Source organism: Microbacterium sp. (genome assembly GCF_052099035.1).
In the GTDB taxonomy this organism is placed as follows: Bacteria; Actinomycetota; Actinomycetes; order Actinomycetales; family Microbacteriaceae; genus Microbacterium.
Genome location: NZ_JBQDSX010000080.1, coordinates 1 through 10,483, shown reverse-complemented (window position 1 = coordinate 10,483; position 10,483 = coordinate 1). Strand labels below are relative to the sequence as shown.

At 66.3% G+C, this 10,483-nt stretch carries 12 protein-coding genes and 1 pseudogene; 4 read left to right on the top strand and 9 right to left on the bottom strand.

Annotated features, from left to right (window positions below):
* From ACTIAO_RS15570 to ACTIAO_RS15555, 4 genes and pseudogenes are all read right to left on the bottom strand, one after another.
* Window positions 1–394, bottom strand: a 394-nt coding sequence (locus tag ACTIAO_RS15570) for a response regulator (RefSeq protein ID WP_441907080.1), incomplete at its 3' end; no start/stop codon positions are given.
* Window positions 382–930: pseudogene (locus ACTIAO_RS15565) on the bottom strand (sensor histidine kinase); the annotation flags it as partial. The pseudogene ACTIAO_RS15565 and the gene ACTIAO_RS15570, both read right to left, overlap by 13 nt.
* A 3-nt stretch (window positions 931–933) precedes the next feature.
* On the bottom strand, window positions 934–1,830 hold the full coding sequence (locus tag ACTIAO_RS15560) for a transposase (protein WP_441907079.1): 897 nt from the start codon (window positions 1,828–1,830) through the stop codon (window positions 934–936).
* Between the two features lie 50 nt (window positions 1,831–1,880).
* On the bottom strand, window positions 1,881–2,198 hold the full coding sequence (locus tag ACTIAO_RS15555; RefSeq protein WP_441907078.1) for a transposase: 318 nt from the start codon (window positions 2,196–2,198) through the stop codon (window positions 1,881–1,883).
* 200 nt (window positions 2,199–2,398) lie between these two features.
* On the opposite strand from ACTIAO_RS15555, the gene ACTIAO_RS15550 reads away from it, so the two are divergent.
* Window positions 2,399–2,845 (top strand): hypothetical protein, encoded by a 447-nt coding sequence (locus ACTIAO_RS15550; protein ID WP_441907077.1) that lies wholly within the window; start codon window positions 2,399–2,401, stop codon window positions 2,843–2,845.
* 12 nt (window positions 2,846–2,857) lie between these two features.
* Here ACTIAO_RS15550 and ACTIAO_RS15545 read toward each other — a convergent pair whose 3' ends face one another.
* Both ACTIAO_RS15545 and ACTIAO_RS15540 read right to left on the bottom strand, forming a co-directional pair.
* Complete coding sequence (locus tag ACTIAO_RS15545) at window positions 2,858–4,084, bottom strand: IS256 family transposase (RefSeq protein WP_441907081.1); 1,227 nt, start codon at window positions 4,082–4,084, stop codon at window positions 2,858–2,860.
* A gap of 13 nt (window positions 4,085–4,097) precedes the next feature.
* Window positions 4,098–5,186, bottom strand: coding sequence for an IS110 family transposase (locus tag ACTIAO_RS15540; RefSeq protein ID WP_441907076.1), 1,089 nt, complete (start codon window positions 5,184–5,186; stop codon window positions 4,098–4,100).
* A 374-nt stretch (window positions 5,187–5,560) separates the two neighbouring features.
* Between ACTIAO_RS15540 and ACTIAO_RS15535 the strand changes: the two genes are divergently transcribed.
* On the top strand, window positions 5,561–5,791 hold the full coding sequence (locus ACTIAO_RS15535; RefSeq protein WP_087054397.1) for a hypothetical protein: 231 nt from the start codon (window positions 5,561–5,563) through the stop codon (window positions 5,789–5,791).
* Between the two features lie 128 nt (window positions 5,792–5,919).
* Here the strand turns inward: ACTIAO_RS15535 and ACTIAO_RS15530 are convergent, their stop codons facing one another.
* Window positions 5,920–6,429 (bottom strand): hypothetical protein, encoded by a 510-nt coding sequence (locus ACTIAO_RS15530; RefSeq protein WP_087054398.1) that lies wholly within the window; start codon window positions 6,427–6,429, stop codon window positions 5,920–5,922.
* Window positions 6,430–6,570: 141 nt separating this feature from the next.
* Here ACTIAO_RS15530 and ACTIAO_RS15525 point away from each other — a divergent pair, with 141 nt between their 5' ends.
* A complete protein-coding gene (locus ACTIAO_RS15525) occupies window positions 6,571–7,797 on the top strand; it encodes a DUF6880 family protein (RefSeq protein ID WP_441907075.1) in 1,227 nt (408 codons plus the stop codon).
* A gap of 211 nt (window positions 7,798–8,008) precedes the next feature.
* Here ACTIAO_RS15525 and ACTIAO_RS15520 read toward each other — a convergent pair whose 3' ends face one another.
* On the bottom strand, window positions 8,009–9,256 hold the full coding sequence (locus ACTIAO_RS15520) for an MFS transporter (RefSeq protein ID WP_441907074.1): 1,248 nt from the start codon (window positions 9,254–9,256) through the stop codon (window positions 8,009–8,011).
* A gap of 118 nt (window positions 9,257–9,374) precedes the next feature.
* Between ACTIAO_RS15520 and ACTIAO_RS15515 the strand changes: the two genes are divergently transcribed.
* The gene (locus ACTIAO_RS15515; protein ID WP_441907073.1) at window positions 9,375–10,115 is read left to right on the top strand and encodes a TetR/AcrR family transcriptional regulator; all 741 of its coding nucleotides are present in this window, start codon (window positions 9,375–9,377) and stop codon (window positions 10,113–10,115) included.
* A gap of 40 nt (window positions 10,116–10,155) precedes the next feature.
* On the opposite strand, the gene ACTIAO_RS15510 is transcribed toward ACTIAO_RS15515, so the two are convergent.
* The coding region (locus ACTIAO_RS15510) for a hypothetical protein (protein WP_441907072.1) at window positions 10,156–10,483 on the bottom strand (328 nt) is incomplete at its 5' end.

The window sequence follows — 10,483 nt, the reverse complement described above, 5'->3', positions numbered from 1 at the left end:
GGTCGAGCACCGTGGCGCCCTCGCGGATCCGCTCGATCGATTCGAGGAACTCGGCCACGTCGGTGACGCGGTCCTTGAGGAGGTAGCCGATCGCTCCGCCCGGCTGGGCGATGAGGTCGGCCGCGTAGCGCTCCTCGACGTACTGCGAGAACACGAGCACGGCGAGCGACGGATCCTGCCCGCGGAGGGCGATCGCCGCGCGGAGGCCCTCGTCGGTGAACGTCGGCGGCAGGCGCACGTCGACGATCGCGAGGTCGGGGTCGAGATCCGCGGCCTCGTTGAGAGCGCGCGAGGCGTCGGGCAGGGCGGCGACCACCTCGTGGCCGGCGTCGGCGAGGAGCCGCACGAGGCCCTCGCGGAGCAGGACGGAATCTTCGACGATCAGGATGCGCATGGCACGCTCACTTCCAGGGAGGTCGGGCCGCCCGTGGGGCTGTCGAGCCGCGCGGTGCCGCCGATGGCGGTGATTCGATTCTGGATGCCGTCGAGGCCGCCGCCGGGGAGCACGCGCGCCCCGCCGATGCCGTTGTCCTCGACGCGGGCCCACAGCTCGCCGCCGTCGGGGCGGCCGCGCACCGTGACGCGTGCCTCGGTGGCGCGGGAGTGCTTGGCGGCGTTCGTGAGCGACTCGGCGATCGCGAAGTACACGGCGGCCTCGGCGTCGCGGCCGGCCCGGGTGGGCATGCGCACGTCGAGCGAGACGGGGATGTGGGACCTGCTCGCGACGGCGCTGAGCGCCGCGTCGAGCCCGCGGTCGTCGAGGACGGACGCGTGGATCCCGCGCGCCAGCTGGCGCAGCTCGGTGATCGCGGCCTTCGTCGACGTGTGTGCCTCGGCGACGAGCGCCTTGGCGGCGTGCGGATCCGTGTCGATCTTCTGCTGCGCGAGGCCGAGCGTCATGCCCACGGAGACCAGGCGGGGCTGTGTCCCGCGTCAAGTTGTTGGCAGGGTTTCTTCGATTTCGAAGTTGGGGATGGTGGGGTCGGCGAGGCCGAGGTAGACGTCGGCGGGTCGGTTCCAGGCGATGGCCTCGTGCGGGCGGACGTGGTTGTAGTCATGCCGGTAGGCGTTGATCTGTTCGATGAGTTGAAGTCCGTCGTCGATCTCCTCACGGAACAGCCACTCGTATTTCATCGTCCCGAAGCCGCGTTCGCGTGATCCGTTCTGCCCCGGTGCTCTGACGCGGGTGCGGACGTGGCGGATCTCGGGGTGTGCGGCGATGAACGCTTCGAACGTGAAGGAGCGGAACGGGCCGCCGTTGTCCGTGACGATCGTGAGAACCGGCAGTAGTTCGCCGGTGGCCTCGTCGACCTCGCAGTCGTCGATCAGCGGGTGGCCGATCAGCCGCTCTGCCTCAGCGAGTGCGAGCTCGACCGCAGCGACGGCGTCGTGCATGTTCGCCGTCGGGGACACGTGTGCATCGAATTCGTACTTGCCCCAGTAGTCCCGGCATGACGCGATCCGCCATATCCCGCCGGTCGTGGTCTCGTACTCGGAGAAGTCGAGCTGCCAGACCTGGTTCGGACCCGTCGGTTCCTTCGCGAACGCTGCCTTGCGGCGCTCGGCGAGCTTGCGGCGTTCTCGCTGGTAGTTCGCCTCCAGGAGCAGCCCTTCGTCGCGCAGCAGGCGCAGCACGGTCGCTTGCGAGACCTGGTGCCCGTCATGACGGGTCATCGCCCAGACCTTCCGGTGCCCCCACGCCGGATGCGCTTGCGCATGCCGGACCACGACGTCGCGGACAGCGCCCCGGGCCGGTTGCGGCCACGGGCCCTTCGGCGGTCGATCAGTGCGGGCCTTGGCCTGCCAGCGCCGGAAGGTGCGTTCGGGCATGTCGATCAGCCGACAGAACCTCGCGGTCGACATGCCCGCCTCGGTGCGGATCACCTCGAGGTCCTCGAAGGGCCCAACCGGCCCTCCGCGCTCTTCTTCCAGACCCGGATCTCGACCGCGGCCTCGCCCAGCGCTTGAGTGAGTTCGGCGACCTCGTCCTCGAGCTGCTGCTCTCGAGACGTGGGCTTCGACTTGCCCGCCTCGATACCGACCTTCCCGCCCTCAAGGAACTGGCGCTTCCAGTTCCCGATGGCCTGCTCGGAGACCTTCTCACGGCGGGCCGCCTCAGCGATCGAGATCTCGCCCTGCAACACGGACAACACGATGCGGATCTTCTTCTCCGCAGGGATCATCGGGGGACGACTCATAATGACTCAGACCTTTCGATAGGGACGTTGCATCAGCAACTAACAACCCCTGCCACATAGTCTGACGCGCGACAGTCCGTCCCGCTGCGCTACGAATCCACTCATGCACGAGTCCAGAGTAGAACGATCCGTCACCACCCATGCGGCGCGGCCCGTACTTGGCTAAATTGTTCTCTCCCTGCGAGGGCGAGGATGTAGTCATGGACAACGATGCCGCAACCAAGTCCGAACAGAATACGCCTGATCCGCTTGAGACGCTGATCGAGGGCCTCATAGACGGCTCCTACAAGCCGAATCGAGCGTTCAAAGATCTCATGGCGAAGTGGCGCAACGGAGAACTCGGTGTCGATCTGCCACCCCCTGGCAGTGTGCGCGGCGGGGAGCAGCGCGCACCACGATCTGGGCGTCGCCCCAAGGCATCGAGCGCACAACCCTCGCCTGCCGTTGCGCGCCGTTCTCCGCCGCGCAACGCTCCGAAGAAGGATCCAACGCTGGCGATGGTCGTCGCCTATAGCAACGGTGCAACGCATGAGGAGATTGCCGATACGCACGGTGTGCCCGCACAGACTGCGCATGCAACATCGCAAGTTGCGGGAGTGGTGTTCCGTGGTGGGTCAAGCCCCGGGACGTGGTGTAGTCGTTGGTGATCCTTCTGGTTGTTAGGCGCTGAGTTCGAGGGCGGTGTCGGTGTTCACCTCGCTTCCGCTGTCGGGGACGAGGGTGAGGCGGGACTTGGCGAGGATGTCGAGTCCGAGGTAGCGGCGGCCTTCGGCCCATTCGTCGGTTTGCTCGGCGAGGACCGCGCCGACGAGGCGGATGATCGCGTCCCTGTTCGGGAAGATCCCAACGCTGTCGGTGCGGCGGCGGATCTCACGGTTCAATCTCTCGTTGGGGTTGTTGGACCAGATCTGCTGCCAGAGTCCCTCGGGGAACCCGGTGAACGCGAGGACATCGGCGCGGGCGTTATCAAGGTGCGCGAATGCGTCGGGGAGTTTGCTGTCGACGTAGTCCAGGAGCCGGTCGAACTGGGCGTTCACGGCATCGGCGTCGGGCTGGTCGTAGACGGAGTGCAGCATCGCTTTGACCGCTGGCCACATGCTCTTCGGGGTCACGGACATCAGGTTCGCCGCGTAATGGGTGCGGCAGCGCTGCCAGACCGCTCCGGGCAGGTTCGCCGCGATCGCCTCCACGAGTCCGGCATGGGCGTCGCTGGTGACCAGGCGCACCCCGCCCAGTCCGCGGGCGACGAGGTCGGCGAAGAAGCTGTTCCAGGCCGCCCCGGTCTCCGAGGTTGCAACCCGCAGCCCGAGGACCTCGCGTCTCCCGTCCGCGTTAACCCCGGTCGCGACGAGCACGACGGCGTTGATGACGCGGCCGCCTTCGCGGACCTTCATCGTCAGCGCGTCGGCGGCGACGAACGTGAACGGTCCGGCATCGCCGAGGGGTCGGTGACGGAACTGGTCGACGTGCTCGTCGAGGTCGGCGGCCATCCGCGAGACCTGTGATTTCGAGAGGGAGTGGATCCCGAGGGTCTTGACGAGCTTGTCCATCCGCCTCGTGGAGACGCCGGCGAGGTAGCAGTCGGCGACGACGGTGATCAGCGCGGTCTCGGCGCGTTTGCGCCGTTCGAGCAGCCATTCCGGGAAGTAGGTCCCCTGGCGCAGCTTTGGGACAGCGACATCGATGGTTCCAACTCGCGTGTCGAGGTCGCGGTGCCGGTAGCCGTTGCGCTGCGCGATCCGGTCGGGTGAGGGCTTGCCCCATTCCGCGCCAGCCACGGCGTCGGCGTCGGCGGACAGCAGTGCGTTGATCATGGTCTGCAGCAGCTGCCGCATCAGATCCGGCGATGAATCGGCGAGGGCTTCGCCGAGCAGGCGGGCAGGGATGCTCCTATAGAAGTCAAGCCGCCTGACGCGGGGGTAGGGAAGGGCTGGGGACAGGCTCGGTTGGCTTGGTGAGGAGTCGATATATCTCGCGTGCGATGGCGCGTTTGAGGCAGCGGATGATGTCCTTCTTCGAGAGCCCTTCGGCTGTTCGGCGTTGGACGTAGGCGCGCGTGGGCTCGTGGTAACGCATCCGGACGATCGCGACCGTGTAAAGCGCGTTATTGGCTGCGCGATCGCCGCCACGGTTCAGGCGATGTCGATTCTGACGTTTCCCGGAGGAGGCGGGAATGGGAGCAACACCGGCGAGGTGCGCGAACGATGCTTCGGATCCAAGCCGGTCAGGGTTGTCGCCAGCGGTGATTAGCAGCTGCGCCGCGACCTGAACACCGACGCCGGGTCGCTCGAGCAGTTCTGGCGCGGCCTGCTTCGTGAGCTCGCTGATCGTGCGGTGGAGTTCTTTGATCTCGTGATTCAAGTCCGCGTAGCGTCGTGCCAGGGACTTCAGCGCCTGTCGGCAGGCCGTCCCCGGGTGGGCGATATCGGTGCCCGGTCGCAAGTGAGATAGCCGCTTCAGCATCTGCACTGTAGGCAGCTGACTCATCTGCTCGCGAAGGTTAGCGGGACCGTTGATCAGGAGCGCACGGATCTGGTTGATGCACTGGGTTCGGGCCTTGATCGCCGACCGTTGCGCGAGACGGAGACAGCGTAGCGACTCGACGATGCCGTCGCGCGACTTCGGAGTGCCTGTCGCCCTGCCCGAGGCTGCCGCTCGCGCGGCGGCGTATGCGTCCAGGGGGTCGGACTTTCCTTGCGCCCGTCGCGCGCTCCGATCAGGGCGGTCGACTTCCACGACCTTGGTCCCAACGCTGGTGAGCAGCCGCATCACGCCCGCCCCGTATGAACCGGTGCCCTCGACGCCGACGAGCACGAGCCGACCGAAGCCCATCAGCCAGGCGTGCAAGGCCTCGTAGCCGGCGCGCGTCGCGGGAAACTCGCGGTCCGCCAGTTCGCGGCCAAGCTGATCGACTACAGCCGCGTGGTGCGTATGCGTGTGAGTATCCACGCCGCCAAACACTTCGAGTACAGACAGATAGCTCGTCATCGGAATCCACACGCCCTTTCGCATGCCAACAATGGGTAGGCACGCGACCGGTCGGAAGGCGGACAAGACAGTGATGGGGCCTTTGCTCAAGCTCCTATGAGGTCACGCAGTTCGGCCGGTCGTGTGCGTGGCACCTCCAGATCGGAGTCGACAAATCCCATGCAAAGGCAGTCGGTGACGCCCGTCGACAATCGGGTCAGACACCGCCTGGAGATGCCAACTCCATCTTCACTGTCGACAATATGAGGAGCGGTCATCGTGATGATGCCTTTCGAGTGGGATGTGAGGGTTTCCTCGAAGGATCACACGGTGACCGCGTCCACGTCCTGAGACGAGCCGGCCACCGTGGGCTACATCACTTTAAGGGGCACTACTTGTCCGAGCTGGTGAAGAAGTACGGCATCCACCGGGCCACGGTCCGCACCCACCTCACTCGAGCCGGTATCGCTCCGCGCGACCGTGTCCCGGACGACCCGAACGGAGACGATTACCTGCGGCTTTATAACCAAGGCATCGGACTTACGACCATCGCCAGAAGGCATGGCACGACGCCGAGCAAGGTCCGCACCCAGCTCATCAAGCGGGGCGTTGACCTACGGGGGTGAGCGTCACAGTGAGCCATCGAGAGTCAGCGAGCGAATCGCGATGATGCGCGAGTCCGTTACCGGTCGTCGGACGATCCGAACACCCCGAGAGATCGGACAAGGAGCTGTTGAACCGCAGCGAGATGAGCTCACGTCAGCCACCGGGCAGCCAGCCCGAGCAGACCGCTTCCTGCCAGCAAGACGATCAGCCCTCGAGGCCGGAACTGCTCACGGAAGTGATGGGATCGGTCGCGCCAGCCAGCGCAGTGCTCCGTACCGGGAACGAGGATCGCTCGAGGCCGCCAGGTGCAGATGACCAACCAGTCGACCACGAGCAGGTCGACGAGAACGAACAGAATGATCGCGACCATCGCCATCAACGCAAGCTCAAAGAATCCGGCTCCGGGATGAGTCATCCCCCAGCTGAAGACGACAGCGCCGAGCGAAGCGAGCAGGACGATCATGAACACGATGCCGCCGGTCACGCCCGCCCGTCGCTGCCCCGGCGTCGGGGCGTGGGCCGCCCGTCGGATATCTTCCGGGTAGTCGCTGAGAAACGCGAACGGCGCAACGACAAGCACGACGATGAGCACACCGCCTACGCCGGCCGCAGCGACCCCGCCCCAGCCGAGGGCAGGAGCCCAGTAGTCAGCACCCAAACGACTCCTCCCGCCCGGTTGCAGGTGGATACTCCTTACATATGAGGCTCCACAAAGCCACGACTCCAAGCTAACGCGGACGCAGGGGTCAATCAGCCAAATGATTCCGGCGCGACGGAGCCGCTGCGGAAGAATGGTGCGATGACTTCGCTTGCCGATGCTGTGCTGCCGTTGATCCGCACCCGTGCGGAGCTGCACCGGTGGGGTGCAGCGAACGCGCACGGAAAGCAGATGCACGACGCGATCGACACCCTCGAGTCCGCTCTCCCGGAGACGGACCCGGGCGAGGCATATCAGGTGGCGCACAAGGCGCTCGCGAGCGCGATCACTGTGATCGCCCGTGCCGACGACTCCAGCGGGATCATCGGGGACGGGTGTCGGCGTCTGCTCGCCCTGCACCCGCGGCTGGCGGCAGCAGCGTCGGTTCCTGCGTCGAAGCTGCTCCCCTGGATGATCCGGTTTCAGTTCGACGGCGACGTCGACTACTTCGAGCTCGATCCCGTCGCCTACACCGCCGCGCTCGGAGACACGGGCATCGCCGGATACCGGTCACGGCTGGACGAGATCCGCGGACAGCTCTCCCCGGAACCCGGATCACTCGTCTCTCATGACCCCGACCGGCATGCCCGGTGGGTGCTGGAGTGGAACGATCGTCGCCTGGCGGTGCTCGACCGCGATGTCGATGAGGTGATCCGCACCCACGCGCGAGACCGGAAGGTCGCTGCGTGGCTGCACCAGACCGCTGAGGCGCTCGAGGAGATCGGCGAGACCGACCTGGCGGTGGACTGGGCCAGGCAGGCTGTGGACTTCGACCGCGGTCACCAGTCTCTGCGCGCTTCCGAGTACTGGTGCAAGCTGCTGGGGACGCACCGCCCCGGTGAACTGCTGGACGCACGGGTGTACGTGTTCCGCCGGTGGCCGTCAGCGCTTACCGCGTCTCGCCTGCACACCGCTGTGGGTGCTGCATGGCCGGAGTATGAGGACGAGGTCCTGGACGCACTCGCGCCCCGCCCGTCGGATGCGGTGACCTTCACACTGACAACCCTGAAGGACCCGGCCCGCGCGTGGCGGCTCGCCCACGACCTGGGGTTGGACAGCCTACACGCCTGGAGCGAGCTGGTGAAAGCCTACGAGCGGGTCGATCCGCTCGCGGCGCTCCCCGTCCATCGGCAGCTGGTGGAGAGCACCCTGATCCACGCGGGCGCGGCGCACTATCGTGACGCCGCCCACCGCCTGGCACGAATGCGGAGAATCGCGACAGGGACAGAACAGGCGGACACAATGGATGCATTCATTGCCGAGCTGCGCGATACCCACCGGCGCCGGCCCCGACTGCAGCAGGAGTTCGACCGCGCCCAGCTCCCCTAACCGCCGCCCTCGGCGATACCCTGGCGCGTCCGAACGGAGGAACGCAACTCATCGTCGAGGTAACGGCTCATGATCCCGCGTCCTCCTCGGCCTCGCGGACGACGCCGCTGAGGTCGAGCTCCGGAAGGTCGGACGCGACCGGGCATGTGATCGAGGTCTTCGGACACTGCGGTGATTGCGCCGGTCCTGAGACCGCTCGGGGCTGGTGGTCTCAGCGATGTTCCACGGGGCTCAGGGTGCGACGGAATCGGGGGTGGATGAGCACGAACACGGTGACGATCGCCATGACGGCGCCGCCGATGATGACCGGCAGTGGCGCCCAGATTCCATAGAGAGCGGTGCTGAGGGTGGGGGCGATCACGAAGGTGAGTCCGTTGGTGGCGCCGATGAGACCGGCGAGCCCGCCCTGTTCTTCGCGGGAGACGAGCAGGGTGGGCCCGGCGGTGTAACCGGGCATCGCGATGCCCAGGCCCAGCCCGATGAGCAGGATTGCGGCGAACAGCACCACCGCACCGGCATCTGCGACGAGGGCGGCGAAGCCGATGGTCGCGACGATGCCACCGACACGGAGGAGGGTCGCGGGTGCCCAGCCGCTGCGGGGCACGATGACGGTTTGAGCGATGATCATCCCGGCGCCGGCGGCGAGGAGCGCCCCGCCGGTGACGAGCCCGGTGGTGGCGGAGTCGAGGCCGAGGCGGTCCTGGACGATGAAACCGGTGATGACCTGAATGAAGCCGAGCGCGGTGAACATCCCGAACCCGGCGAGCAGGAACGGCCACACCCGTGTATCGAAGGGACTGACTCTTGCTGGGGTCTCGATGAGCTCGTGTCGGGGCTCGCGGCGCAGCCGGAACCCGATCAACAGCAGCGCGGCCAGCAGGAGCACGGGGACGACGATGAGTGGAGTGAGCAGGCCAAAGGCGGACAGGAGCCCACCGATGACGGAGCCGCCGACCATGGCGATGCCCTGCACGGCCCCGACCCCGGCCATGCCTTTGACACGCGCCTTCTCATCGACGGTGACATCGGCGATATAGGCTTGCGCGGTCGGAGGCACGGCGGCAATCGCGGTCCCGAACCCGACGCCTCGCAGCAGGACGAACATGATGAACAGTGCGACACCGGTGACAAGACCGGTCATGCCAAGCCAGGCCAGCAGCGCGAACAACGCCATGGTGACCGTAGCGAGAGTGAAAGCACCGACCAGAACGGGTTTGCGTCCCCAGGACTGAGAGCGGCGACCCCAGAGCTGGCTGGTGAGAACGACCATGATCGCAGCCGCGCTGATGGTGACTCCGATCTGCCACTCTGCCAGGCCAACTTCGCGGGACAGCGGCGCGATCACGGGGTTCAGGGTCATCTGGGCCAGGTAGATAAGCAGCACAGCGCCCAGCAGCAGCGGAATCTGAGGGCGGGCCACCGGCACGGCGTGGGTCGGTGTGGCGGCAGGTCGTATCATGCGGGTTCCTTCTAATATGAACAGTGTTCTAATTACATCGGAGAGCTTACAGCTTAGGTTCGCCTTACCTCAAGGGCGGGCGTGAGTGCGTGGGCTACGGCGAGAGGAGGAATGAAAGGTGACTGCGACTGACCCGGTCCCGTTCCACGTCGGGATCACTCCGGAACGTGTCGTCGATGCCGCAGAGGAGCTGACCCGTGACACGCACCTGATGACCTGGTCCATCCGAGACCTGGCCGGGCGCCTCGGCATCGCCGCGTCCGGGGTCTATCACCATGTCGGCGGCAAGGATTCGCTGTGTCGCGAGGTGGTCGAGCGTGTGCTTGCACGGATTGAGGTCCCCGACCTGCAGCTGACGTGGCAGGAGTGGTTCCGCACCCTGCTGTTTCAGGCGGGGCCGGTCGTGGCCGAGTATCCAGGCGTGGCGAAGTGGATGCTGATGCACGGACCAACGCTGCCAGCCGCACTCCCGGTGCTGGAGGCGGGGATGTCCATCCTGGGGGCCTCGGGCTTCGGAGAGCGAGCGGCCTTCACGTACGCTGTGCTCCTCAATAACGCGATGCTGACCATCTCGATGGGGGACGACCGGCTCCAGCACGAGGGTGACGGCCCCCGGGATCACGCCACGATGATGACTGAGTTCGCCGAGATGACGGCCGGCTCCGCACCTGCGAAGGCCATGGGACGGGAACTCATCCAACCCTTCGCCGAAGGTGGAGACGCGGCGGAGCAGCTTCGCTGGGAGTACTACCGGTCCGCAGTGAATATCACCATCGCCGGGATCGAGGTGACCAGCACCCCATCTGATGAGGGCGTCCACGAGTGGCCGGGCGACGTCGCTGCCGACTCACGCCCCTGAGACCCTCACACACAGACTTGGGCGCATGTGCCGCCGAGATCTACGGGGTGCGCACCACCGGGACCGATGTTGGTTCGTCCCGCGTTCCTGTCGGTTTGCGCGCATGGCGTCGCGTGTCCGACCGGTTGATGAGGCGACGGACGGCATTGCGCAGAAGCACGATCGTCGTGATAACGCTCGCCCAGGCGCACTTGAACATGTTCCAGAGGAACAAGAACCCCAGCAGCGCCAGCCACCCGGGTCCACCTCGGTCAACCAGCGTGTAGCAGACTCCGGCCGCGAAGAGGTACACGGGCGCAAGCAGCAGTACCAGCGGACCCCACTTGAGGCCCCGCGGTGTACGGATCGCGGCGAGCAGCAGGTTCGTC

What these genes read in the sequence shown, in the direction of transcription:
- ACTIAO_RS15560 (WP_441907079.1), bottom strand. Translation starts at nt 1,830, where the DNA reads ATGCCCGAACGCACCTTCCGGCGCTGGCAGGCCAAGGCCCGCACTGAT.
- ACTIAO_RS15520 (WP_441907074.1), bottom strand. Translation starts at nt 9,256, where the DNA reads ATGATACGACCTGCCGCCACACCGACCCACGCCGTGCCGGTGGCCCGC.
- ACTIAO_RS15555 (WP_441907078.1), bottom strand. Translation starts at nt 2,198, where the DNA reads ATGAGTCGTCCCCCGATGATCCCTGCGGAGAAGAAGATCCGCATCGTG.
- ACTIAO_RS15550 (WP_441907077.1), top strand. Translation starts at nt 2,399, where the DNA reads ATGGACAACGATGCCGCAACCAAGTCCGAACAGAATACGCCTGATCCG.
- ACTIAO_RS15540 (WP_441907076.1), bottom strand. Translation starts at nt 5,186, where the DNA reads ATGACGAGCTATCTGTCTGTACTCGAAGTGTTTGGCGGCGTGGATACT.
- ACTIAO_RS15525 (WP_441907075.1), top strand. Translation starts at nt 6,571, where the DNA reads ATGACTTCGCTTGCCGATGCTGTGCTGCCGTTGATCCGCACCCGTGCG.